The following is a 24,889-nucleotide window of genomic DNA, read 5'->3' as shown; positions in this document are numbered from 1 at the left end:
GCCGTGAACCTGGCCCATCACGACCCCCGGTGAACCGGTCGCGTCGCCGGACGGAGCCCCGGCCCGGCACGCGGCCGCCCGGTGATGGGCCGCACAGGGGGATCAAATCCCATGACTCTCCTGTGAGTTCATGTCGACGCGCGCCACGAACGGAGCAACGGACCGTCGGCTTGACCGACCCGGACCAGCCGGAGCCGGTCGACGGACGGGTCGTAGCCGATCGGGTCCCCCGGCTCCTGGAAGTGCAGCGCGATCCCGGCACCTGTCCGGTACGCGTCCAGTCCGGCGCGGCAGTAGGCCACCATCGGCTCCGGCAGCGCGTCGAGCGGGAACCAGCCCATGCCGTCGCACACCTCGCGCTCCATGACCCTCGGCGTCCCGGTCCATCGGAGGACCTCGAAGAAGAAGCCGACGCGCGCCCCTCCGGCCGGCGAGCGGTGATGCACGGTGACCGCGCCGCGTACGTCGTCCGGATCCACGACCAGGCCGGTTTCCTCCCGCGCCTCGCGGACGAGCGCGGTGACGACGTCCTCGAAGGGCCCGTCGACGTGACCGGACGGAAAGTGCCAGTGCCCTGCGGCGTAGACCGCACCGGCCCGCCGGGACAGCAGGACCTCTGGGCCCCTCTCCCCGTCACGGACGGCGATCAGGTGCACGTCCACCGGCACCGTGTGCCGCGCCCCGCCGCTCAAGAGACACCGCCAGGGCGCCGGGGGAGGAACACCGAGGCCGGGAGCCTCGTCCGGTACGGCTCGATCGCCGGGCGGTCACCGGAGGTGCTCACGCAGCACTTCCTCCGCCTCGTCCAGCCGCTCACGGAGTACGACGGCAGCCTTGACGCGCGCTCGGGCGTACCACTCCGATGACGGCCGTCCATGACGGCGTCGAGCGGGTACACGGTGCACCCCAGGTACGCGGCCGTCAGCCGCACCTGGCTCACCAACCCGGCGACGGGGCCCGTCGGATGGAGCCAATGACAGGCGGCGGCTAGGCGGCCCGGCCCGTGCGCTTCGGCCGACGCGCGGCCGGAGGCGGCGGCGCTCATGTGGTCGTCCCTTCCGCCGCGGCGACCACGTCGGCGGGCCCGGCCTGCCCGGGAACAGCGGGCGCGTGGAACTGCCGGGCCTGCAGCTCGTACGCCTCGCGGAACGTGCCGCGGCCGGTGGCCGGGTCCATGAGCTCCTCGAACGAGCCGTGCTCGATGACCCGCCCCTCCTCCAGGACGTAGATGAGGTCGGCGTGCCGGACGCTGTGCAGACGGTGGGTGATCAGGACGGTGGTCTGGCCGGTGCCGGCGAGCCGGTGGATCTGGTCGAAGACCCGCTGCTCGGCCACCGGGTCCAGGGCGCTGGTCGGCTCGTCGACGACCAGGACCTGCCCGTTGCGGTACCTCGCCCGGGCCAGGCCGACCTTCTGCCACTGTCCGCCGGAGATCTCCTGGCCGCCCCGGTAGCCGCGGGCGAGCAGGGTGTCCAGGCCACGGGGCAGCTTCGCCAGGACCTCGTCCGCGCCCGCGTAGGCGGCCGCGGCGCCGACGGCGGGGTCGTCGATCGTGCGGCCGGGGCGGCCGATCCCGATGTTCACCCGCGCGGTGAAGGGCCACCGCTGGAAGTTCTGCGCGACCATCGCGACCTGCGAGAAGAGCTGGGACCTGCGGATCTCGGCGGCATCCACGTCGCCCCACGTCACCCGTCCCGCGGCGGGCGTGTGAAGGCCGCACAGCAGCTTGGACACCGTGGTCTTGCCGGATCCGTTCGCGCCCACCAGCGCCACGGTACTGCCGCGAGGGATGACCAGGTCCACATCCCTCAGGGAGGGCTTGTCGGCGCCCCGGTAGGAGAAGGTGACCTTCTCGAACCGGATCGCGTCGAAGTCCTCGGGCAGATCCAGTCCTTCCTCCGGGATGGCCCGCCGTTCCGCCTCGGCGCAGAGCCGCTCCAGGTCGGCGACGAAGAGGGACTCCTCCTGGATGTCGGCGACCCGCAGCACGAGGTCCGTGATGCTCGCCGACCCGGCGCGGATCGCGAGCACGGCGGTGCCGCCGACCGCGAGCGCCATCTGCCCGTTCCACAGCAGCAGACCGAGCGCCCCGTACGCGGCGACCGTCGCCAGACCGCGGGCCCCGTCGGCGGCCAGGCCCGTGCGCGCCCCGATCCAGGCGAGCCGGGTCTGCTCCCGCTCGCTCGTCTCAGCCATGCCCCGGAAGTGCTCCAGGAGGAACGGGCCCACGTCATGGACCCGCACCTCACTCGCCGCCTGCTGGTCGATCAGCAACCGGCTGAGCAGTTGCGCGGCGCGCGCGTGCTGGATGAACCGGTGCCAGCTCTCGTACCGCGCCCGGGCCATCGTCAGGGATCCCCACGCGCTGGGCAGCGCCATCGCGACCAGCAGGGGCAGCAGCACGGGGTGCAGGACCGTCAGCACGCTCGCCGCGGCGATCAGCGAGATGCCCGAGGCGACCGCGGCCGTGCAGTAACCCACCATCCGCCGTGCCCCCTCGGCGCCCCACTGCGCCGAGTCCATCAACTTGTGGAAGGCGTCGTCCTCGATCGCGTCCATCTCCACCCGGGCGACGAGACCCAGATACCGCTCGGTGGCGACCCGTTGGACCTTCGGTTCCAGGACCCCCGTCGAGGCGGTCGACGCCGATTTCAGCAGTGATGCGACGACGCCCATGACCGCTACGAACACCAGCGACGGGACGGACGCGCGCAGCCGGTCGACCAGCGTGCCCGAGGCCAGGAGCTCGGTCAGCAGCGCGTTCACCGCCACGAGGGAGAACGCCTGCGCCACCCCACGACCGACCTCGCTGACGGCCACGGTGTACAGGGCGCGCCGGTCGGCCCGCCGGGCCAGCCGTACGGCGGTTCCGACCTGCCGGGGAAAGCTCACCGCCATGTTCCACAGGCCCAGCTTCACCCAGGTACCTCGGTGTGTGCTCCAGCCGTGATCGAAAGCCAGTTCACCGCCGAACAGCAGCTTCTCGGACGCCGAGAGCGTCTCCGCCCCGTCCGTCGGGGAGGCGCCCTGCGCCGTGGCCGTCATGCGCCCCACCTCGTATCCGGACGTGCCGGACGGAAGGCGCCGGCGCCCCGGAGGGGGCTCGCAAGGCTGCTCCGAGGCACGCGGAGCCGCGGGGGCCCGGCGGGGAGGGGAGCGGAGTGGCGGTCGGGAAGGGGGTGCATGGAGTTCTCCAGACGGCGGGTTCGGGTGTCGTGGGGCTCAACGACGAGGTCCGGCCTGTCGAACACACGTGTTTCGGACGCTGTACGAACCCCGTGGCGGAGCGAAAGTACGTTCGTGCGGGGTGCACCGACCCTTGCGGCGCGAGGGTCGTGGTCGGGCGGGTGGGTGGCCGAATCGCCGATGTACGGCCACCGGGCGGTACGAGACCGGTGCGGCCCCGTTCTCGTAACGCCCGGTGGCCGTACGGTGGCCTTGACGGCGTGACAGAAGCCACGGGAACCTCACGGGAGCGTTCCTCTGTCCGAGTGTTCCGAATGGTGCCGTCGACGGAGGTCGCCACTCATGCGCCGTAGAACCGCCGCCCACGTGCTCGCGCTGCCCCTGGTTCTCGCGGCCGCCCTGTCGGCCGGGCCCCCCCTCCGCGGCGGCCGGCGTGCCCGCTGGCCCCTCCGGCTCGGAGGACTCACGGGCCGCTGGTGTGTCCTCGACTGTCTCCGGCTCGGAGGGCGGCCGCCTGTACACCCCGAAGCCGGACTCCGAGGCGTACCGGCAGGCGGCCTACGCTCACGGTCGTACTGTCCCGGACCGCGGGGACCGTGCGGTGGCGGGCGATGTTCCTGGCCAGCAGTCGAGTGGACTCGGCGACGCCGACCTCATCACCTCCGTCGGCGGCGGGCAGCCGCCCGTCCGCGAGCCGGAGTTCGGTCAGGGCGGTGTCCATCGCCCGGTGCGCGGCGAACAGCAACGGGGTGCTGTAGATCGCGACGTCCACTCCGAGCCCGTCGAGTTCGCTGAGTGAGAGCACGGGGGACCTGCCGCCGGCGATCTGGTTGAAGAGCAGTGGTTTTCCGCCGACGACCTCGCGGATCCGCTCGATCCACTCGACGCTGCGGACGCCGTCGACCAGGACGACGTCGGCGTCGGTGGCGGTCAGGGCCCCCGCGCGGGCGATGATGTCGGCCTCCTCCGTGGCGTCGGTGCGGGCGACGACGACCAGGTCCTTCCGTGTGGCGAGCACCATCTCCAGCTTCTCCAGGTACTCCGCCGGCGGGAGCACCTGCTTGCCGTCGGCGTGCCCGCAACGGCGGGGCCGTTTCTGGTCCTCGAGGATGACGCCGGAGGCGCCGATCCGCTCCAGGCCCTCCACGACGTGGCACGCCACTTCGGTCGTCGACGTACCCGTCGTCGATGTCGACCAGGAGGTGGTGGCGCGGAAAGGCTCCGCGTAGCCGCTGCGCGAACGCCATCATGTCCGGCCAGGCGATGAACCCGATGTCGGGCAGACCGTAGTGGGAGGCCGCGAAGCCGAACCCGGACACGAACAGTCCGTCGTAGTGCCCGGCTGCGACGGACGCCGAGTGCATGTCGTACACGCCGATCAAAGGCGTGGTGCCCGGCTCCGCGAGGGCGTGGCGCAGGGTGTTCCCGTAACTCGTGGTCAGGCTCCGAGGGTGGGTCTCGCTTCGGGGGAGGGGAGCCGCTGCGAGTCCGCAGCGTTCCACCGAAGCGGATCATCTCGTGCCCGTTGTGTGGTGAATGGTTCCTGCAACGGTATGGACGCCTACGCGTCGCCGTATGCACCGGAGACACCTCGCCGAGCCGGGCGTCGGACCGGGCCGGGCGTCAGGTGGACGATGCGCCGGAGCCGCGCCACGGCTGGTGGAGTTCGGCCTTCCCGAACAGGAGGGCGTAGCCGGAGGGGAGCCGGCTGATGACGCGGTCGACGAGTTCCGGTCCGGCGAGCCGCGACACGGCGGCGAGGACGGCGCCGACGTTCCAGCGGGCGGTGGCGGGCGTGCCGCCGGTGCGCTGGGCGAGGTCCTTGACGAACTCCCAGCCCGTGAGAGGCGTGACGGCCGGGACCTGGGCGGTGAGGACCAGAGCGGCCTCGGTGGGGAGCAGGGCGGCGAGGTCGACCCGTTCGTCGCCGACGATCTGTCGGCCCAGAGCGGCGAGCACGGAGTGGACGACCTCCTCGGCGCGCTCGCGCGTGGGATAGGCGCCCTCGTAACGCACCCGCTCGAGCAGGTCGGAGTAGGACGCCGCGACGGTGACGCCGTGGGGCGCGGGCGCTGCCAGGGTCTCGGTCTGAAGAGTCATGCTGGTGGGGATCACCGTTCTCTTCGGGCCCGGTCCGTCGACCGGGCGGAGCGAACACGGGTCAGGGTGTGCCGGCTGACGCGGGGTGGTGCGGCCGACCGAAGAGGAGGTCGTAGCCGGGCGGGAGCTGAAGGAGGATCCGGCCGGTGAGTTCCTCGCCGGCCGCGTCGGCCGCGACGCTGAGGACGGCACTGACGTCCCAGGCCGCGGTCTGCTCGGTGGCTCCCTCGATCCAGGCGGCCGTCGCGCGCACGAAGCGCTCCGGTGAGAGGGGCTCGGCGGCCTGGAGTGGGTTGAGGAGCACCATGGCGAAGGTCTCCGGCAGGCGGGCGGCGAGCGCGCCCCGTACGTCACCGACCAGGTGGGCGCCGAGCAGCGCCAGCACGGTGCGGGCGGCGCGTTCGGCCTCGTGGGGTGTGCTGTAGTCGCCGCGTTCCATGACCTTGTCGAGGAACGCCTGCCATCGCAGTCTCATCACGGTCCCCTTCGCAGGGAGGGATACGGGGTGACGGGGAGCGGAGGGCGAAGGAGGGGGAGGGGCTTCCGCCCTCCGCTCCCTGCTTCCTGAGGACTCAGCCGCTGATCTGCTTGCGGTCGTCGCCCCCGCCGATCGTGATCTTGCGGGGCTTCGCGCGCTCGGCGATCGGAATGCGCAGCGTGAGCACTCCCGCCTCGTACGCGGCCGCGATCTTCTCGGTGTCGAGGGTGTCGGCCAGCATCAGCTGCCGGGAGAAGACGCCGAGGGGCCGCTCGGACAGCTCCATCTGGACGTCGTCGGCCTTCGCGACCGGCCGGCGCTCGGCCTTGACCGTCAGCATGTTCCGTTCGACGTCGATGTCGATCGCGTCCGGCGAGACGCCGGGAAGGTCAAGGGCGATGACGTAGACGTCGCCCTCGCGGTAGGCGTCCATCGGCACCGCGGAAGGCCGTGACCACGTCCCTGTGGTACCCAGCAGCTGCTGGGTGAGGCGGTCGAGTTCGCGGAACGGGTCGGTGCGCATCAACATCGCGAAACACCTCCAGTCGAGTCGGGCAGTGACTGCCAATGCGCTTCATCTGACTCCGTTGTACCATGTCATCCAAACGACGACAAGTTTCATGTCAACGAATGGACGACATGACGGAGAGGATGCGATTCCGTGACAGAAGCGGACCAGCCGGTCGCTTTCCGTGCGGCGCTCGCGGCCCTCGCCGCGATCGACGAAGCCGTACGGACAGCCCGAGCCGTCACCACCCCCGATGCCGCCGCACCGCACGGCTCCCCGGAGGAGGCGCTCACCGCGCTCCTCCTCCTGCGCGAGCTCCGCGAGCAGCTCGCCGAATGGGAGCCCGGATTCATCGAGGCGGCCCGGGACGCCGGCGCCAGCTGGGCCGAACTCGCCCACCCGCTCGGCGTCACCAGTCGGCAGGCCGCCGAGCGCCGCTATCTTCGGGTACGGCCGGGAGGCTCCGGCACCACCGCCGAGCAGCGCGTCCAGGCCACCCGCGACCGCCGCGCCGCCGACCGTTCGGTCACCGCGTGGGCCCGGGGGAACGCCGCCGAACTGCGCCGGCTGGCAGGACAGATCACCGCCCTCGACACCCTTCCGGCAGCCACCAGGGACGCCCTGTCCGAGGCCCTGGCCGAGAGCGACGCGGCCCTCCTCGTGGAGCCGCTCACCCGTACCCTCACGCACCTCGCGGGCCCGCATCCCGACCTGGCCGAGCGCGTCGGCACCCTCACCAGCCGCACGGCCCACCTCCGCCACGAAAGCGACCAGCGCCGCTCCGGCACCGCAGCGCCGTGACAGGAAACGGAGTCGGCGCGGTGGGACTCGTACACCCGTACACCCGTACACCCCGTACGCGCCGCGCCGCGCCGCGGCGGGTCCGAGGCCCGAGGCTTCGCGAGGGAAAAAGGAGCGGGTCCGGGGGCGTAGCCTGCCCCCGGACCCTGTCGATGCCGCTCACATCACACGCCGGCACGCTTGAGGACCCGGGTCATTCGTCATTGCGTCGCGTCCTGCCTTTGGACCACCGCCGATCGAGCTCGGCGGACCAGATTCGAACTGGCATTTCGACGCACCAGGGCCCGGGCCCGGTCGATCCGGCGATGAGCGGCGCATGCTGAGTCTGGAGCAATAGTCTGAGATTGACCGCGGTCTGCCTCTGCCTGTTGGGCCATCCCGGCGGGAAGAGCCGGGAGGAGGACTCGAACCTCCACTGGAACCGCGGATGTCATGACAAGGCTCAGCTTCAGCTTTGCGCTCCTCGCGCACCCCGGCCGTGTTCTGTGGCCGGGGAGTCTGTGGTGTCCCCGCTACCCGAAGAGGTAGCCGAAGACGGCGTCGCCGACCCGCTGGTCGGTGACTTCGGCGCTGTTGGCCTCCTCGCGGGCGAACTTCACCGCCTGCTGGAGCTTCTCCACCCGCTCCAGCAGTTCGTTGACCCGCCGGGCCGGAAGCGCGCCCGAGAACTTCACCGTGGTCCAGTAGCCGACCGGCACGTCCTCGTAGTAGACGTCGACCTGCGCCGGGTGCTTGTCCGTGGCCTCCGCCTTGACGTGGTTGCGCGGCACCTTCTTCGTACGGACCGTGCGGACGACGTCGGTCTTCCACGCGTCGGTCGACGGGTCCTGCGTCCACGACTCGGCGGCGTCGAGCACCGGAAGCCTGCGGACGAAGGTGTTGATGTCCGTCAGCTGCTTCTCCAGGAAGAGGAGGTACGCGACGGGCACCTGCCCCACGAGCACCCGCCCGTCGACGCTGACGTCGGCCCGCGCGTCGCAGTTCGCCCAGTCCTTGGTGGCCGTCACGTCGAAGAGACGGGTCAGCGCCCGCGCGGTGTCGCGCAGCACGTCCTCCGCCTTCACCTGCACCAGCGTCGACTCGGGCGGCAGCTGCTCGCCCTCCTCGTCCTTCGGCTGGTACGTACGGGAGATGCCGGCGAGCAACGCGGGCTTCTGCAGGCCGTGATGGGCCGCCGTCAGGTCCTGGTGCGCCCGGGACTTGACGCCCTTCTCCACGGCGATGATCTGATTGAGTTTCGTTGCCACGTCGCCGACCTTAGAACGGCACACCGCGGTCGGTCGAACGGTTATTCAGCTGGGAACCGTGCGGCACGCCCGGCGGGTGACCAGGCGTCACCCCGCCGGTGCGACGTCCGCCCACAAGGCCAAGGCATCGGCCGAGAGCGGTACGACTCCCCTGCCCGACGCGGGCTCGTCCTCGTCCCACCACATGCCCTGACCGGAGGTCAGGACACGCCCGTCGACGCCGGACTGCCAGCGGCCGCGCAGCACGTGGAACACCCCGGCGTGTCCGGACGGCGGGACGACCGGGCCCGCGACCTGCTCCACTCGTGCCGACCAACGCCCGTGCCCCACCATGATGTTGAGCACCCGGCAGGCACCCGAGGGGAGTTCGGCGTCGAGTGCGAGGTCACCGGAGAACGCCGCCTGCTCACCCGCCCGCGTCAGCAGCCGGTCGAACACGCCGGGGCAGCGCAGACGAACGCCGTCGCCCGCGAGGAGGGTCAGCGTCCGGTCGACACCCGGGAACGTGGAGAACGGCCCGTCCCGGTCGATGTCGGCGATGCTCGCGCGCCACCCGAACGCCCGGGCGTCCACCGGTCGGGAGACGATCTCCCTGGTCGCGCCCCCGCCGTTGCGCCACCGGCCCGCCGTCAGTGTCTCGACATCGAAGTGGCGCATGGGCGGGCTCCTGGAGGTGAGGGCGCGGGGGCCGCGGTCGGTGGCGGGTCGAACGTCGTGGTGTGTGTGCGGACCGGGGGAGCACCCCGGCGAGGCGGAACGGGGACCGGGACCGGGACCCGGCGCCGGCTCAGGGGCCGCGCCAGAGGTTGGCGAACGCGGCGTTCTCGATGTTCCGCCTCTGCCGTACGGCCTCCAGCTCCATCACCGCGTCGTGGACGGCGGCCACCACGGTCGTCGCCGCCTCGTCGTCGAGGTCGGGCTCGTCATCGGCTCGCGCGCCGCCGATGCCCAGGGCCGAGGCGAGGACGGCCAGAACGGGTTCCCTCTCGTCCCGGCGCGCGGCTGCCCGCCGACGGGTGGGGGTGTCGGCGGCCTCCAGACGCTGTGAGCCGAAGGGAAACAGGCCGCTCCGCTTCCGCGTCAGCTCGCCGTCCTCCTCCAGCGCGGCCCGGTACGTGGCCGACAGGTCGCGGCCCCGGCGCCACAACCAGTCCTCGATCCGCTCGTAGGGCGGCTGCCGAGTGACCTGTTCCGCGGCCTCGCCGAGGAGCCGGTCGTCCGGCGTGGGCGGCCCGCCCGGCACGATGCGGTCGCCGTCCACGGTGATGGCGCCCATGCCGAGGAGATCGATCAGCTCGGCTCCCGCCAGCGCGAGCGACAGATCGCCCTGGCCCACCGCGGCATGCGCCGGCCGCGGCTCCAAGGAGATGATGAACAGGTCTTTCGCCGTGGTCATGAACGGCTCCTTCTCGGAGACATCGACATGGGTACGTCCCCGCCGGCCGGGCCGGGGCCGTCCGGAGCCGACTCGGTGGCGGGACGACGGTCAGGATCAGTATCGCCTCCGCCGGCCCGGCCGAGGCCTACGCCGTCGCGCCGGGAAGCCGGACCGTGACGACGAGGCCGCCGCCGGGGCGGGGGAGGAGGTCGAGGGTCCCGTCGTGGGCGCGGACGATGCTGCTGACGATGGCCAGGCCCAGGCCGACGCCCGCGTGCTCGCCGGTACGGACGCGCTCCGTGCCGCGCCGGAAGGGTTCGGTGAGGGTCGGTACCAGCTCCGGTGGGAGCCGAGGTCCCGTGTTCTCGACCCGCAGCGAGCTCGTGGCACCGTGCGCCTCGGTGTGGACGGTCACGGTGCCGCCCGCGGGGAGGTTGTGGACGAGGGCGTTCTGGACGAGGTTCGTCACCATCCGCAGCAGGAGCTCCGCGGATCCGCCGGTCCGGGCCGCCCCGCCGGTGACGTCGAGCGTGATCCGGCGCCGCTCGGCCAGGGGAAGCAGCGTCTCGGCGGCCTCCTCGGCGATGAGGGAGAGGTCGACGCTCTCGCGGCTGAAGTGCCCGCGGTCGCCACGGCTGAGCAGCAGAAGGGCCTCGGTGAGGTCGATCGCCCTCGTATTGACGACGTGCAGGCGTTCGAGGAGTTCGCCCCGGTCCCGTGTGGGGTCCTTGCGGGCGACGTCGAGAAGCGCCCGCGAGATCGCCAGCGGGGTGCGCAGTTCATGGGAGGCGTTCGCGGCGAACCTCTGCTGCTCGGCGACATGCGACTCGAGCTGTTCGAGCATGGTGTCGAACGCGTCGGCGAGTTCCCGGAATTCGTCCTGGCGGCCTTCCATACGGATCCGGTGGGACAACGATCCGCTCCCGGCCGTCCGCGCCGCGCTCGTGATCCGGGTGAGCGGCGCGAGCATCCGCCCGGCGAGGATCCAGCCCCCGACGAGGCCGAACACGAGCAGGAACCCCATCGCCACGGCAGCGGCGGGCGCGAAGGTGCGCACGAGGAGGAAGCGGTTGGGCGAGGTCCAGAGGAGACCCTGCGAGTTGTCGGGGACGTAGCGGAGCAGGAACACCCACACCACGGCCAGCATGAGAGCTCCGGCGACGGCGAGGAACCCGGCGTAGCTGAGGGCGAGTCTCAGCCGGGCGCTGAGCCCTGACCGTCTACGCACGGGGGCCGCCGGGACGGGTGGTGGCGGGGTCGATGCCGATCCGGTAGCCGACGCCGGGCACCGTCGCGATGATCCATGGTTCGCCCAGCCGTTTGCGCAGCGCGGAGACGGTGATGCGCACGGCGTTGGTGAGAGGGTCGGCGTTCTCGTCCCAGGCCCGTTCGAGCAGCTCCTCGGCGCTGACCACCCCGCCCTCGGCGGCGACGAGGACGTCGAGGACGGCGAACTGTTTACGGGTGAGCGCGACGTAGCGTCCGTCGCGGAAGACCTCCCGTCGGAAGGGGTCCAGCCGCAGGCCCGCGATCTCGCGGACCGGGGGCCGGGCGTACGCGCGTCTGCGGTCGAGCGCCCTCAGCCGCAGGACGAGCTCCCGCAGTTCGAACGGCTTGGTGAGGTAGTCGTCGGCCCCGAGCCCGAAACCGGAGGCCTTGTCGTCGATCCGGTCGGCGGCGGTGAGCATGAGGATCGGGATGCCGCTGCCGGACGCGACGATGCGCCGGGCGACCTCGTCGCCCGAGGGGCCGGGGATGTCGCGGTCGAGGACCGCGAGGTCGTAGGAGTTGACGCTGAGCAGTTCCAGGGCGGAGTCGCCGTCGCCGGCGATGTCGGCGGCGATCGCCTCGAGCCTCAGGCCGTCCCGGACGGCTTCGGCCAGGTACGGCTCGTCCTCCACGATCAGTACGCGCATGACCGAAGCCTAAGCAGCACGACATATCGCCGACGTATGCAACAAGACGTGCGCACACCGGACACGCGACCCGGCCCGCCGGCGCGGGGCCGGGACGGGGCAGAGGCCGCTCCGGCGCCGCTCCTCGCCCCGCCGGTCCGGCGCCGCTCAGCCCACCCGCGCCGGCACCGGGCGAAGCCGGTCCGACGGCGTCTCCGCCGTGGTGCGCCACCAGCGGCGCGACGCCAGCGCGGCCAGCACGGCGCCGGCGGCGTTGACCAGCACGTCGTCCACCGAGGACACCCGGTCGAGACGCAGGACGTACTGTGCCGTCTCCACCAGGATCGAGCAGCCCGCCCCGAGCGCCAGGACCCGCGGCAGCGACGCGAGCGCCGCGAACCGCATCGGGGCGAAGAACCCCAGCGACGCGAAGACCAGCAGGTTGCCGCCGACCCCGAGGGGACCCATCGTGACCAGGTCCCGCAGCGGTACCAGGCTCACCCGGGCGGGCACGACGCCGGCCCCGCCTCCCGGCATCATCGTCAGCCACAGGAACGGCACCGTCCCGTGGACCATGCCCACCTCGGCCAGCGACGTCCGCCACGCCGACGCGACACCGGCGGCGCGCCGCCGGCGCGCCAGAGCCCACGCCACCAGCACGGCCGCCGGGATCGTGACAAGCGTCATGAGCACCACACCGTTGAACGTGTCGTAGCAGCCGTGCCACCGCCCGGCCGCGCACCTCGGAGCGGCCATCATCAGCGGCCTCCGGAGGACGAACAGGGCGCCCGCCACGCCGAGGACCGCCAGGCCGATGAGGACGATCCCGCGCGCGCGGCGGGGCGGATCCGACAGGGATGCGTAGTCGTTCATGCACCCATGAGAGCCGGAGAGCCGTTGCGGTGACGTATGCGGTTCTCGATACGCCCGCGATACACCGCACCACCGCACCACCGCACCACCGCGCCACCGCATCCCCGCCCCTGGGCCGCTTGGAGCAGCGGAAAGGCGGGTGACCGCGGTGCGGCCGATGCTGGTGCGGACCCCTTGGACAGGGGGACCCGCCCGCCCGTGTCACCGTGAAGGAGCCCCTGTGCCGGCACGTTCTGGAGTCCGCTCCCGCTCGCGCGTACGTCCGCGTCTGTCCCTCGCCGTCCTGGCCGCGTCCGCGGCGCTCGCCGTCCTGGTCCAGCCCGTCCAGGCCACCGGCACGCCCCCGGCCCCGGACAAGGCCCTGCGGAAGCAGTTGGACGACCTCGTCCGTACGCCCGGTGGACCGCCCGGAGTGATCGCCCTCATGCGGCTGGGCGACCGGACGGTGGCCCACCGGGCGGGCGTCGCCGACACGAGCACCGGGCGCCCGCCCCGTACGACCGACCACATGCGGATCGCGAGCGTCGCCAAGGCCTTCAGCGGAGCGGTCGCCCTGCGCCTGGTGGACCGGCACAAGCTGGACCTCGACGACACGATCGGCGAGCGCCTGCCGTCCCTGCCGGCGGCGTGGCACCAGGTGACGCTGCGCCAGCTCCTCGCCCACACCAGCGGACTGCCCGACTTCTCGACGGCGCCGTCGTTCGTCGAGATCGTCCGGGCGGACCCCCGGCATCGGTTCGACTCCCGGCGACTGCTCGACTTCATCGCCGACGAGGGCCTGCGCTTCCCGCCCGGCTCGCAGTACCACTACTCGAACTCCGACAACATCGCCGTCGCGCTGATGGCCGAGGCGGTCACGGGAGAGCCGTACGAACGGCTGCTCGACAAGCTCGTGTACCGGCCGCTCGACCTGAGGGAGACCAGCCTGCCCCAGGGCCACCGGCTGCCGAGACCGTATCTGCACGGTTACGACGTGACGCCGCCCGCCCCGCCTGAGGACATCAGCGAGGTCCTCGGCGCGTCGGGCGTCTGGGCCTCCGGCGGAATCGTCTCGACACCCGAGGACCTCAGCGCCTTCGCCCGCGCCTGGGCCGGCGGCCGTGGCTTCCTGTCGGAGGAGACCCGCCGCCGGCAGCGGAGCTTCATCCCCGGCGCGGCCTCGGAGCCCGCCGGCCCCGGCGTCAACGCCGGCGGACTGGCGATCTTCCGCTACACGACACGGTGCGGCACGGTCTACGGCCACACCGGCAACTTCCCGGGCTACACCCAGCTCGCGGTCGGCACCGCGGACGGCGAACGGGCCCTCACGTTCTCGATCAGCACCCAGACGAGCAAGAGCCTCAAGCCGGAGCTTCTGGCCAAGGTCCGCGCCGTCCAGGAGGACTTCGTCTGCGCCCTGCTCCGGCGCTGACGCGGACTCGGCGGAGCGGGGGAGGCAGCCGGTACGTACGGGCCGCGGGCTCCCGTCCCCAGGAGGGAAGGCCCGAGCCGGATCAGCCCACCAGATCCGGAGCGCGCAGCAGCTCGGGCGGGATGCCCCACGCGTCGACGAGGTCGACCGCGAGGGGCCGGACCTTGCGGCAGAGGTCGTTCACCTCACGGCTGATCGCCTTGGAACGCTGCACGGTCAGCCGGCCGTGCTCCATGAACCAGGCCCGGTCCGCCTCGATCGTCGACAGGGCGAACAGATCGCACAGCAGGGCGAGCGCCGCCTTCTCTCCGCCCTCGGGCATCGCGCGCACCCTGTCGACGAAGGCCTCCGTCACCAGCCGCTCGACGTGCGCGCGGGCGAGCGCGATGACGTGGTCCTGCACCTGCGAGAAGACGACGCCGGGATCGCGCTTCTGGTCGATCCCGCGTTTGATCCGGCGGGCCACGCCGGCGAGCATGTGCTCCTCCCGGAAGCGGACCATGGCGAGCTGGTACTCCGGGTCGAGCAGACCGGCCTCCCGGTCCCACTCCTCGCCGCCGGGCAGCAGATCGCGTACCCGTTCGAGCAGCTTGTGGGCGGAGGTCCGCTCGATCACCGTCTCGACGGCGAGGCCGGTGACGTAGCGGATCATGCCGCGCTGGTCGAGGCCCTCGAACTCGCTCGCGTGGTCGGTGAGCAGTCCCTTGGCCACGAGCTGCAGCAGGACGTGGTTGTCGCCCTCGAAGGTCGTGAAGACGTCGCTGTCGCTCTTGAGCGCCGCGAACCGGTTGACGGTGAGGTAGCCGGCGCCGCCGCACGCCTCGCGGCACTCCTGGACGACCCGGGTGGCGTGCCAGGTGCCGAGCGCCTTGAGGCCCGCGGCTCGTGACTCGAGCCGCCGCCGCGCCCGCGCGTCCTCCCCGGCGCCCGAGAAGACGTCGTGCAGCTGGGCACGCACCACGTCCTGCGCGAAGTGCAGGGCGTACGTCCGGGCGATGAGGGGCAGCAGCCGGCGCTGATGCAGGCCGTAGTCGAGGAGCACCTGCTCCTCGGCGCCCGGGGCGGTCGCGAACTGCCGCCGCCGCACGGCGTACTTCGTGGCCACCGCGAGGGCGACCTTGGCGACGCTGATCCCGGCGCCGCCGACGCTGACCCGGCCCTGCACGAGCGTGCCGAGCATGGTGAAGAAGCGCCGGTCGGGGTTGTCGATCGAGCTCTCGTAAACGCCTTCGGGGCTGACGTCGGCGAACCTGTTGAGGAGCGCCTCGCGCGGCACACGCACCCCGTCGAACCAGATGCGGCCGTTGTCCACGCCGTTGAGACCCATCTTGCGGCCGTCGTCCTCGATGCGGACACCCGGCGCCACCTCGCCGCCGACCCGGACGGGCACGACGAAGGCGTGCACGCCCTCGGACCTGCCGCCCACCTCCAGCTGGGCGAAGACGACCGCCAGTTCGGCGTGGCGGGCCGCGTTGCCGATGTAGTCCTTGCGTGCCTGGTCGCCGGGGGTGGTGACGACGAACTCCTGGCGCTCGGCGTCGTAGCGCGCGACGGTACCGAGCGCCTGCACATGGGAGCCGTGCCCGGTCTCCGTCATCGCGAAGCAGCCCATCAGCTCCCCGGTGATCAGGCCCGGCAGGTAGGCCTCGTGGTGGCGCTCGGTGCCCAGGTGGAGGATCGCGCCGCCGAAGAGCCCGAACTGCACACCGACCTTCACCAGGACCGACAGGTCACCGAAGGCCAGCGTCTCGAACGCGGCGATCGAGGCGCCGACGTCGCCGCCTCCGCCGTACGCCTCGGGGAAACCCATGCCGGTCTGGCCCGTCGCGGCCATCTCGACGACGACCTCGCGCACCCGCTCGCGGAACGCGTCGATGCCGAGGTCGTCGGCCTCTTCGAGGAGGGAGGCGTACGTCGCCAGGTTGGTCCGGACGAGGCCGCGGATCCCGGCGTACTCGCCGTCGAGCACCGAGGCCAGTGTCCGGACGTCGATGTCGGGCCGTACATAGCCGGTCGCAGGGGTGGACGCGTTGTCGGAGGCCATGCCGCTTCGCTACCCCGCCGCCAAAGGATCAACCCGGGATGTCGGCCGAGTGGCCCACGTCTCATGCTGCGCCGCGGCGGCGCCGTCGAGGTGCCCACGCCGCCCGGAAGTCCACGAAGCACTGTCCGATATATGCGCTTTACTGCCCGTCTGGACGTGAGGCACAGCACTCTCCGCTAGGTATTGCGCATGGATCCCCAGGCCCAGGGCAGGCGGCCGAACCGCCGGTGCTGCCGGCAGGGGGACTCGAAGGAACGAAAGGCCGTGCACGACGTGACCGCAGTACAACAGACCATCCATGTCGGCGGAGAGTGGCGCTCAGCCCTCACCGGCGACACGCGCGACATCATCGACCCCGTCGACGCGACCGCCTTCGCGGTCGTGGCGGAGGGCGGTGCCCAGGACGCCGACGACGCCGTGGCCGCGGCGCGAGCCGCGTTCGACGACGGCGCCTGGCCGCGTACGCCGGTCGCCGACCGGGCCGCCCTGCTGCGACGCGTCGCGGCCCTGCTCGAACGCGACCGCGAGCGGATCGGTGCCCTGGAGAGCCAGGACGCGGGCAAGACGCTGGAAGAGGGCCGCGTCGACGTCGACTGCGTCCGTGACGCCTTCCTCTACTTCGCCGACCTCGTCGAGAAGGATGACGGCGGACGGGTCGTCGACGCCGGTTCGGCGGACATCCACAGCGTCGTCGTGTACGAGCCGGTCGGCGTCTGCGCCCTGATCACACCCTGGAACTACCCCCTCCTCCAGGCCAGTTGGAAGATCGCGCCCGCCCTCGCCGCCGGCAACACCTTCGTGATCAAGCCCAGCGAGATCACCCCGCTGACCACCGTCGCGCTGATCGAACTCCTCCTGGAGGCCGGACTGCCGCTCGGCGCCGCCAACATCGTCACCGGACCCGGCCACACCGTCGGCGCCCGGCTCGCCGAGCACCCCGACGTCGACCTCGTCTCGTTCACGGGCGGTCTCGCCAGCGGCACGAAGGTCGCCAGGGCAGCCGCCGACAGCGTCAAGAAGGTGGCCCTGGAACTCGGCGGCAAGAACCCCAACGTCGTCTTCGCCGACGCCTGCGCCACGCCCGAGGCGTTCGACACCGCCGTCGACCAAGCGCTCAACGCCGCCTTCATCCACAGCGGCCAGGTCTGCTCCGCGGGCTCCCGCCTCATCGTCGAGGAGTCCCTGCGCGAGCGCTTCGTCACCGAACTCGCCCACCGCGCCGGACGGATCCGGCTCGGACGCGGCACCGACGAGGGCGTCGAGTGCGGGCCCCTCGTCTCCGCCGCCCAGCTCGCCAGGACCGAGGAGTACGTGGCCTCCGCCCTCGGCGAGGGCGCGGTCCTGCGGGCCGGCGGCGAGAAGCCCGCGGGCCCCGGCTACTTCTACCGGCCCACGGTCCTCGACCGGTGTCACCGCCGCATGAGGGTCGTCCGCGAGGAGATCTTCGGCCCCGTCCTCACCGTGGAGACCTTCCGCACCGAGGAAGAGGCCGTCACCCTCGCCAACGACACCGAGTACGGCCTCGCGGGAGCGGTGTGGAGCTCCGACGAGGACCGCGCCCGACGGGTCGCGGCCCGGCTGCGCCACGGCACCGTCTGGATCAACGACTTCCACCCCTACCTTCCGCAGGCCGAATGGGGCGGCTTCGGGAAGTCCGGCATCGGCCGGGAACTGGGCCCCAGCGGCCTCGCCGAGTACCGCGAGACCAAGCACATCTACCAGAACCTCGCCCCGCGCCCCGTGCGCTGGTTCGCGGGCGAGACGCAGAAGGACCAGGCATGAACGACCAGCAGGTGTACGACTACGTCGTCGTCGGCGGCGGCACGGCGGGCTCCGTCATCGCCTCCCGGCTGACCGAGGACCCGGACGTCAGCGTCGCCGTCATCGAGGGCGGCCCCAGCGACGTCGGCCGCGACGACGTCCTGACCCTGCGCCGCTGGATGGGCCTGCTCGGCGGCGAACTCGACTACGACTACCCCACCACCGAGCAGCCCCGGGGCAACTCGTACATCCGTCACAGCCGCGCGCGGGTCCTCGGCGGCTGCTCCTCGCACAACACCCTCATCGCGTTCAAGCCCCTCCCCTCCGACTGGGACGAGTGGGCCGAGGCCGGTGCCGAAGGGTGGGACGCGGCGGCCATGGACCCGTACTTCGCCCGGCTGCGCAACAACATCGTCCCCGTCGACGAGGCCGACCGCAACGCCATCGCCCGCGACTTCGTCGACGCGGCGCAGACCGCGCTCGGTGTCCCGCGCGTCGAGGGCTTCAACAAGCAGCCCTTCCACGAAGGCGCCGGGTTCTTCGACCTCGCCTACCACCCGGAGAACAACAAGCGGTCGTCCGCCTCCGTCGCCTACCTCCACCCCTTCCTGGACCGGCCGAACCTGCACATCGCCCTGGAGACCTGGGCCTTCCGCCTGGAACTCGAAGGCACCCGCGCCACCGGCGTCCACATCCGCACCAAGGAGGGCACGGAGCACGTCGTACGCGCCCGACGCGAGGTCCTGGTCTGCGCGGGCGCCGTGGACACCCCGCGTCTGCTGCTGCACTCCGGCATCGGGCCGCGAGCCGACCTGGAGAAGCTCGGCATACCCGTCGTGCACGACCTGCCGGGCGTCGGGGAGAACCTGCTCGACCACCCCGAGTCCGTCATCGTGTGGGAGACGCACGGCCCGATCCCCGAGAACTCCGCCATGGACTCCGACGCCGGACTCTTCGTCCGCCGGGACCCGGAGTCGGAGGGGCCGGACCTGATGTTCCACTTCTACCAGATCCCCTTCACCGACAACCCCGAACGGCTGGGCTACGAACGGCCCGCGCACGGCGTGTCGATGACCCCCAACATCCCCAAGCCGCGCAGCCGGGGCCGCCTCTACCTGACGAGCGCCGACCCCGAGGACAAGCCCGCGCTCGACTTCCGGTACTTCACCGACGAGGACGACTACGACGGCCGCACCCTCGTCGACGGGATCCGCATGGCCCGGCGGATCGCGGCCAGCGAGCCGCTGGCCGGGTGGCTGAAGCGCGAGGTGTGCCCCGGGCCCGAGGTCACCTCCGACGAGGAGCTCGGCGCGTACGCCCGTCATGTCGCCCACACTGTCTACCACCCGGCCGGCACCTGCCGGATGGGGGCCGCCGACGACGAACTCGCCGTCGTCACCCCCGATCTCAGGATCCGGGGGCTCGACGGCATCCGGATCGCCGACGCGTCCGTCTTCCCGACCATGACCGCCGTCAACCCCATGATCGGCGTCCTCATGGTCGGCGAGAAATGCGCCGACCTGCTGGGAGGCACGACCCGATGACAACTCCGCACACTCCGCCGCACACCGCGAATCCGCCGCGGACCCAGGCGTCCCCCGTCTTCTCCGTACGCGACCTGTGGAAGGTCTTCGGCCCGAAGGCCGACCGCGTGCCCGACAACCCGGAGCTCGCCGGCCTCGACGCCACCGAACTGCGCGAACGCACGGGCTGCACCGCCGCCGTCCGCGACGTCTCCTTCGACGTCCGCAAGGGCGAGGTGTTCGTCGTCATGGGCCTGTCCGGCTCGGGCAAGTCGACGCTCGTACGCTGCCTGACCCGGCTCATCGAACCGACCTCGGGCACGATCACCATCGACGGCGAGGACGTGCTGTCCATGGACTCCGGCCGGCTCCGCGAGCTGCGCCGGCACCGCGCCGCGATGGTCTTCCAGCACTTCGGGCTCCTGCCGCACCGGACCGTGCTCGACAACGTCGCCTACGGCCTCGAGATCCAGGGCGTGGGACGCGCCGAACGGCGGGAGCGGGCAGCGGAGTTCGTCACCAAGGTCGGTCTGGACGGCATGGAGCACCGCAGGCCCAGCCAGCTGTCCGGCGGCCAGCAGCAGCGGGTCGGACTGGCCCGCGCGCTCGCCGTCGACCCCGAGGTCCTGCTGTTCGACGAGCCGTTCAGCGCCCTCGACCCGCTCATCCGCCGAGACATGCAGGAAGAGGTCGTACGCCTCCACCAGGAGGAGGGCCGCACCATGGTGTTCATCACCCACGACCTCACCGAGGCACTGAAACTCGGCGACCGCATCGCCCTGATGCGGGACGGCCGCGTCGTACAGCTCGGCACACCCGAGGAGATCGTGGGCGCCCCCGCCGACGACTACGTGCGGGACTTCGTCCGGGACGTGCCGCGCGAACAGGTACTGACCGTCCGCTCCGCGATGCGCCCCGCGCTCGCCGGCGAACAAGGGGCCGGCCCCGCGCTCGCCCCGAGCGCCACCGTCCACGAGGCCATCGAGGCCGTCGCCCGCACGGGAGCCAACGCGCGGATCGTCGAGGACGGCCGGTGCCTCGGCGTCGTCGACCACGCCGCACTCCTCGGCGTCGTCGCCGGGGTCCCCGCAGCGACCGGGAAGGCGGTGGCCTGATGTACTCCCATACGACCTGGCCGCCGCCGTGCGGCACGACCGGTGCCCCCGCCCCCGGGCGGTGGGACCGATGACCGTCACCCTCACCCCCGCCCCGCCCGGCCCCAGGACCGCGGGCGGCACCACCACCGCCGACAAGACCACGACCGCGGTCAAGGCCGAGACCGGTGCGCTCCGCGCGCTCACGCGCCACCGCGGCCGGCTCATCGGAGCCGTCACCGCCGTCGCGCTCCTCCTCGGCGCCCTGCTCCTGGGCGGCGGCAGCTGGCCCGCGTCGCTCGCCGTCGACCTGTCAGGACCGCTCGACCGCACCAGCGACTGGATCATCGACAACCGCGACAGCCACCCGCTGTTCCTCTACTTCCTCGGCCACGTCAGCAACGTCGTCGTCCTCTCCGTCCGCGCGGTGTACCTCGTCCTGCTCGCTCTCGGCTGGGCCGGCGTCACCGCCGCCGCCGGGCTCGTGGCCTGGCGGGTCGCGGGCGTCAGGCTCGCGCTGACATCCGTCGCCGCCTTCGCGGTGTGCGGGCTGCTCGGCATGTGGGTGCCCACCATGCAGACGCTCGCCCTCATGGTCGTCGCCGTCGGCGCGTCCGTCCTGGTCGGAGGGCTCCTCGGCCTGGCCGCCGGTCTTTCGGACCGCATGCACCGGATCCTGCGACCGGTCCTCGACACCATGCAGGTGCTGCCGGCCTTCGCGTACCTCCTGCCCGTCGTCCTCGTCTTCGGCATCGGCGTGCCCGCCGCCGTCCTCGCCACCGTCGTCTACGCCGCCCCGCCCATGGCCCGCCTCACCGCACTCGGACTGCGCGGCGCGGACGCCGGCGTCATGGAGGCCGTCGCCTCCCTCGGTGCGACCGGCAGGCAGCGGCTGCTGTCGGCCAGGCTTCCCCTGGCCCGCAAGGAGCTGCTGCTCGGCGTCAACCAGTCGATCATGATGGCCCTCGGCATGGCCGTGATCGCCTCCGTCATCGGCGCGGGTGGCCTCGGCGACCGTGTCTACCAGGCGCTGGCCTCCGTCGACGTCGGAGCCGCGCTCGCCGCCGGCGTGCCGATCGTGCTGCTCGCCGTCGTCCTCGACCGGGTCACCGCCGCGGCCGGCGAGCGCGCCGGCACGGCTCCGGCCCCCCGGGCCCGGCTCGGCCGGGCCGTCGCCCTCGCGGCGACCGCCGCCGTCGCCGTGGCGGGCCGCCTGACCGACCGGCTCTCCTGGCCCACCGCGTGGACGGTGGACATCGCCGGACCCGTCAACGGCACGGTGGACTGGATGACCGCCCACCTCTACTCCGGTGTGCCCCTCGTCGGCGGCACCGCCGACTGGGCCGCACGGTTCACCACCTGGATCCTCAACCCCCTGCGCGACGGCCTCCAGTGGCTGCCCTGGTGGGCCGTCCTGCTGACCGTCGGAGCACTCGCCCTGCTCATCGGCACCTGGCGCACCGCCGCCACCGCCGTCCTCGCGATGGCCGCGATCGGCGCGCTCGGCGTCTGGGACCCGGCGCTCGACACGCTGTCGCAGGTACTGGCCGCCGTCGCCGTGACCCTGCTGATCGGCGTCGCCCTCGGCGTCGCCGCGGCCCGTCGCAGCCGCCTGGGACGCGCACTGCGCCCGGTGCTCGACGTCTTCCAGACGTTGCCGCAGTTCGTCTACCTGATCCCCGTGGTCGCCCTCTTCGGTGTGGGCCGCGCCCCCGCGGTCGCCGCCGCCGTCGTCTACGCGCTGCCCGCCGTCGTACGGATCACGGCCCAGGGCGTCAGCGCGGTGGACCCGGCCGCGATGGAGTCCTCCCGCTCGCTCGGCGCGACCGGACGGCAGCAGCTCCTCCAGGTCCAACTGCCGCTCGCCCGGCCCGCGCTGCTCCTCGCCGTCAACCAGGGCGTGGTCCTCGTCCTCGCCGTCGTCGTCATCGGCGGCCTCGTGGGCGGCGGCGCGCTCGGCTACGACGCGGTCTTCGGCCTCGCCCAGGGCGACCTCGCGACCGGTCTCGTGGCCGGTGCGGCGATCGTCTGCCTCGGCCTGACGCTCGACCGCCTCACCCAGCCGACGGAACGCCGCGACCTTGCGGGAAAGGAGGCCTGAGATGACTCGCTCACGCTTCGCACGCGGCGGCGCCGCCCTCGCGGCCGCCGCCGCCCTGACGGCCCTCGCCGGCTGCGGCGCCGCCGACATGACCAGCCAGGCCTCCCCGTACGCCGATGCCAGGAGCTCCCGCACGGTGACCCTCTCCGTCCAGTCCTGGGTGGGCGCGCAGGCCAACGTCGCCGTCGCCCAGTACCTCCTGGAGCACGAGCTCGGCTACCGGGTGGACACCGTCCAGATCGACGAGGTACCCGCGTGGGACGCGCTCAGCCAGGGCCGGGTCGACGCCATCCTGGAGGACTGGGGCCACCCGGAGCAGGAGAAGCGGTACATCGACGACAAGGGGACGATCACCCGGGGTGGCGACCTCGGGGTGACCGGCCACATCGGCTGGTTCGTGCCGACGTACTTCGCCGAGAAGCACCCGGACGTCACCGACTGGAAGAACCTGAACAAGTACGCCGACGCGTTCCGCACCGCGGAGAGCGGCGGCAAGGGCCAGCTCCTCGACGGCTCCCCGTCCTACGTCACGAACGACAAGGCGCTCGTGGACAACCTGGACCTCGACTACCACGTCGTGTTCGCGGGCTCGGAGGCGGCGCAGATCACCCAGATCAAACAGTTCGCCAAGGAGCGGAAGCCGTTCCTGAGCTACTGGTACAAACCCCAGTGGCTGTTCGAGAAGGTCCCGATGACGGAGGTGAAGCTGCCCGCGTACAAGGAGGGCTGCGACGCAGAACCGGAGAAGGTGGCCTGTGCCTACCCGCACACCCCGCTGCAGAAGTTCCTCAACGCCCGCTTCGCGGACGGCGGAGGTGACGCCGCCGCCTTCCTGAAGAAGTTCCGGTGGACGACCGAGATGCAGAACGACGTCGCGCTGATGATCGCGGAGCAGAAGCTGTCCCCGGAGGAAGCGGCGGGCCGCTGGGTGAAGGAGAACGAGTCCACCTGGCGGGCCTGGCTCCCGTCCTGACGCACCTGCGGCGGACCGGCCGCGCCCCCCGGTCCGCCGCGCCGCACGCCACTCCGTACCGCCGGCCGCGTCACCCGCCGGCAGAGGCGCCGCCCCGGACGCGGCGGGCGGTGTCGCGCAGCCACAGGGCGCTGCGCTTGGGCGTACGGCTCTGGGTGGCGTAGTCGACGCGCACGAGACCGAAGCGCTTGTCGTAGCCGTACGCCCATTCGAAGTTGTCCAGGAGCGACCAGGCGAAGTAGCCGCGCACATCGGCGCCGAGTGTCCGGGCGCGGGCCACGGCGGCCAGATGGGCCGCGAGGTACGCGGTCCGCTCGCCGTCCTCGACGAAGCCGCCGGCGTCGGGACGGTCCTCGTACGCCGTACCGTTCTCGGTCACCACCATCGGCGTGCCGGGGTAGTCGCGGGAGACCCGGAGCAGCAGATCGGTGAGGTCGTGCGGCATCACCTCCCAGCCCAGGCCGGTGACCGGGAGGCCGCCGTGCGGCAGGTTCCGGGTGACGGGGACGCCCCGGGCATCGGCGGTGGCGCCGTGCTCGTCGGTCCCGGAGGTGCGCATCGAGCGGTAGTAGTTGACACCCAGGGTGTCGATGGGGGCGGCGATGACGTCGAGGTCGCCGTCCCTGACGGGGATCTCGACGGCGTGGGCGGCCAGGTCGTCGACGAGGTCCTCGGGGTACCGGCCGCGCAGGATCGGATCGAGGTAGAAGCGGAAGCCCAGGGCGTCGGCCCGGCGGGCGGCCTCGCGATCGACGGCGCTGTCCGTCGCGGCCCGGCTGGTGCCGAGGAGATGGGTGACGGCCAGGTCGAGCGGGCGGCGGGCGGCGGAACGCAACCGCCGGACCACGAGGCCGTGTGCCAGGTGCAGGTGGTGCACGGCCTTCACCCCGTCGGCCGGGGAACGGCCTCCGGGGGCGTGGACGCCCTCGACATGGCCGAGGACCGCCGAACAGAAGGGCTCGTTGAGGGTGGTCCAGTGGGCGACGCGATCACCGGCGAGGCCAGCAGGGCGACGTCCTCGGGCATGCGGTGGTAGTGGTCGCACGCCACGTCACCGGTGTCGCCGTTGTCGACGGCCCCCGGGACGCGGCAGAAGGTGTCCCAGATGGACGGCGTGCGGCCGTCCTCGTCGGCGGCGCCCTCGATCTGGAAGGCGGAGGTGGCGGCACCGAAGCGGAAGTGCGGGGGCAGGAGGTCGATGAGCGCGTCGTACTGGGCGGTGGCGGACGGGACGGGCGCGGACATGGCGGGCGCGGAGGTGAGCAGGGTGATGGAGGTGGCGAGCAGGGCACCCAGGGAGATGAGTGACCCCGTGGTGCGGACGCGGTTGCCGACGCGCCTTCGTGTCGTCGGATCGGTGATCGCGGTCATGGCGGCTCCTTGACGGAGGCGGGGGAGGGGCGGGGCCGGGGCGCGCCGGGCGGGGGCGCCCCCCCCCGGGGCCCGCAAACCGGGAGGGGGAGGAGAAGACCGGGGGGCGCCCCGGGGCGGGGGCGGGCGGGGGGGGGGGGCCCCC

At 72.3% G+C, this 24,889-nt stretch carries 19 protein-coding genes and 2 pseudogenes; 7 read left to right on the top strand and 14 right to left on the bottom strand.

The window, feature by feature from the left end; genetic code table 11:
- Positions 1-128: 128 nt before the first annotated feature.
- The 6 genes and pseudogenes from ACFVYX_RS22115 to ACFVYX_RS22090 form a co-directional block, all read right to left on the bottom strand.
- The gene (locus ACFVYX_RS22115; protein ID WP_389683125.1) at positions 129-662 is read right to left on the bottom strand and encodes an NUDIX domain-containing protein; all 534 of its coding nucleotides are present in this window, start codon (positions 660-662) and stop codon (positions 129-131) included.
- A 379-nt stretch (positions 663-1,041) separates the two neighbouring features.
- Positions 1,042-3,045 carry an ABC transporter ATP-binding protein gene (locus ACFVYX_RS22110; RefSeq protein ID WP_389683124.1) on the bottom strand — a complete coding sequence of 668 codons (2,004 nt, stop codon included), beginning with the start codon at positions 3,043-3,045 and terminating at the stop codon, positions 1,042-1,044.
- Positions 3,046-3,649: 604 nt separating this feature from the next.
- A pseudogene (locus ACFVYX_RS22105) lies at positions 3,650-4,628 on the bottom strand (oxaloacetate decarboxylase).
- A 181-nt stretch (positions 4,629-4,809) separates the two neighbouring features.
- Positions 4,810-5,286, bottom strand: a complete 477-nt coding sequence (locus tag ACFVYX_RS22100; protein WP_389683123.1) for a DUF2267 domain-containing protein — start codon at positions 5,284-5,286, stop codon at positions 4,810-4,812.
- A gap of 61 nt (positions 5,287-5,347) precedes the next feature.
- Entirely contained in the window at positions 5,348-5,761 is a 414-nt protein-coding gene (locus tag ACFVYX_RS22095; RefSeq protein ID WP_389683122.1) for a DUF2267 domain-containing protein, read from the bottom strand.
- Between the two features lie 97 nt (positions 5,762-5,858).
- On the bottom strand, positions 5,859-6,293 hold the full coding sequence (locus tag ACFVYX_RS22090; protein ID WP_389683121.1) for an Hsp20/alpha crystallin family protein: 435 nt from the start codon (positions 6,291-6,293) through the stop codon (positions 5,859-5,861).
- Positions 6,294-6,425: 132 nt separating this feature from the next.
- Here ACFVYX_RS22090 and ACFVYX_RS22085 point away from each other — a divergent pair, with 132 nt between their 5' ends.
- Positions 6,426-7,073 (top strand): type III effector protein, encoded by a 648-nt coding sequence (locus ACFVYX_RS22085; RefSeq protein ID WP_389683120.1) that lies wholly within the window; start codon positions 6,426-6,428, stop codon positions 7,071-7,073.
- Positions 7,074-7,585: 512 nt separating this feature from the next.
- Here the strand turns inward: ACFVYX_RS22085 and ACFVYX_RS22080 are convergent.
- The 6 genes from ACFVYX_RS22080 to ACFVYX_RS22055 form a co-directional block, all read right to left on the bottom strand.
- Complete coding sequence (locus ACFVYX_RS22080) at positions 7,586-8,320, bottom strand: hypothetical protein (RefSeq protein WP_389683119.1); 735 nt, start codon at positions 8,318-8,320, stop codon at positions 7,586-7,588.
- 87 nt (positions 8,321-8,407) lie between these two features.
- A complete protein-coding gene (locus ACFVYX_RS22075; RefSeq protein ID WP_389683118.1) occupies positions 8,408-8,977 on the bottom strand; it encodes a HutD family protein in 570 nt (189 codons plus the stop codon).
- Positions 8,978-9,107: 130 nt separating this feature from the next.
- Positions 9,108-9,716 (bottom strand): GPP34 family phosphoprotein, encoded by a 609-nt coding sequence (locus tag ACFVYX_RS22070; protein WP_389683117.1) that lies wholly within the window; start codon positions 9,714-9,716, stop codon positions 9,108-9,110.
- A 127-nt stretch (positions 9,717-9,843) separates the two neighbouring features.
- Positions 9,844-10,926: a sensor histidine kinase gene (locus tag ACFVYX_RS22065; RefSeq protein WP_389683116.1), complete on the bottom strand. Its 1,083-nt coding sequence runs from the start codon at positions 10,924-10,926 to the stop codon at positions 9,844-9,846.
- A complete protein-coding gene (locus ACFVYX_RS22060; protein ID WP_389683115.1) occupies positions 10,919-11,614 on the bottom strand; it encodes a response regulator transcription factor in 696 nt (231 codons plus the stop codon). The genes ACFVYX_RS22065 and ACFVYX_RS22060 overlap by 8 nt, the downstream gene beginning before the upstream one ends.
- Positions 11,615-11,761: 147 nt before the next feature.
- The gene (locus tag ACFVYX_RS22055; protein ID WP_389683114.1) at positions 11,762-12,466 is read right to left on the bottom strand and encodes a VanZ family protein; all 705 of its coding nucleotides are present in this window, start codon (positions 12,464-12,466) and stop codon (positions 11,762-11,764) included.
- A 220-nt stretch (positions 12,467-12,686) separates the two neighbouring features.
- On the opposite strand from ACFVYX_RS22055, the gene ACFVYX_RS22050 reads away from it, so the two are divergent.
- Positions 12,687-13,877, top strand: a complete 1,191-nt coding sequence (locus ACFVYX_RS22050) for a serine hydrolase domain-containing protein (protein ID WP_389683113.1) — start codon at positions 12,687-12,689, stop codon at positions 13,875-13,877.
- Between the two features lie 82 nt (positions 13,878-13,959).
- Here the strand turns inward: ACFVYX_RS22050 and ACFVYX_RS22045 are convergent, their stop codons facing one another.
- Positions 13,960-15,921: an acyl-CoA dehydrogenase gene (locus ACFVYX_RS22045; protein WP_389683112.1), complete on the bottom strand. Its 1,962-nt coding sequence runs from the start codon at positions 15,919-15,921 to the stop codon at positions 13,960-13,962.
- 273 nt (positions 15,922-16,194) lie between these two features.
- Here ACFVYX_RS22045 and ACFVYX_RS22040 point away from each other — a divergent pair, with 273 nt between their 5' ends.
- The 5 genes from ACFVYX_RS22040 to ACFVYX_RS22020 all read left to right on the top strand — a co-directional run bounded on the left by ACFVYX_RS22040 (position 16,195) and on the right by ACFVYX_RS22020 (position 23,373).
- On the top strand, positions 16,195-17,703 hold the full coding sequence (locus ACFVYX_RS22040) for an aldehyde dehydrogenase family protein (RefSeq protein WP_389683303.1): 1,509 nt from the start codon (positions 16,195-16,197) through the stop codon (positions 17,701-17,703).
- Positions 17,700-19,226, top strand: a complete 1,527-nt coding sequence (locus ACFVYX_RS22035; protein WP_389683111.1) for a GMC family oxidoreductase — start codon at positions 17,700-17,702, stop codon at positions 19,224-19,226. The genes ACFVYX_RS22040 and ACFVYX_RS22035 overlap by 4 nt, the downstream gene beginning before the upstream one ends.
- Positions 19,223-20,320, top strand: coding sequence for a glycine betaine/L-proline ABC transporter ATP-binding protein (locus ACFVYX_RS22030; RefSeq protein WP_389683110.1), 1,098 nt, complete (start codon positions 19,223-19,225; stop codon positions 20,318-20,320). Before ACFVYX_RS22035 ends, ACFVYX_RS22030 begins: the two co-directional genes overlap by 4 nt.
- Before the next feature lie 70 nt (positions 20,321-20,390).
- On the top strand, positions 20,391-22,400 hold the full coding sequence (locus tag ACFVYX_RS22025; protein ID WP_389683109.1) for an ABC transporter permease subunit: 2,010 nt from the start codon (positions 20,391-20,393) through the stop codon (positions 22,398-22,400).
- 1 nt (position 22,401) lies between these two features.
- Complete coding sequence (locus tag ACFVYX_RS22020; RefSeq protein WP_389683108.1) at positions 22,402-23,373, top strand: ABC transporter substrate-binding protein; 972 nt, start codon at positions 22,402-22,404, stop codon at positions 23,371-23,373.
- A gap of 70 nt (positions 23,374-23,443) precedes the next feature.
- Here the strand turns inward: ACFVYX_RS22020 and ACFVYX_RS22015 are convergent.
- Positions 23,444-24,618, bottom strand: a pseudogene (locus tag ACFVYX_RS22015) (glycoside hydrolase family 1 protein).
- Positions 24,619-24,889: the final 271 nt, after the last annotated feature.

Source organism: Streptomyces sp. NPDC058326, assembly GCF_042879855.1.
Classification (GTDB): Bacteria; Actinomycetota; Actinomycetes; order Streptomycetales; family Streptomycetaceae; genus Streptomyces.
Note: the sequence above shows the minus strand (reverse complement) of the source record. Positions and strands in the feature narration are given on the sequence as shown.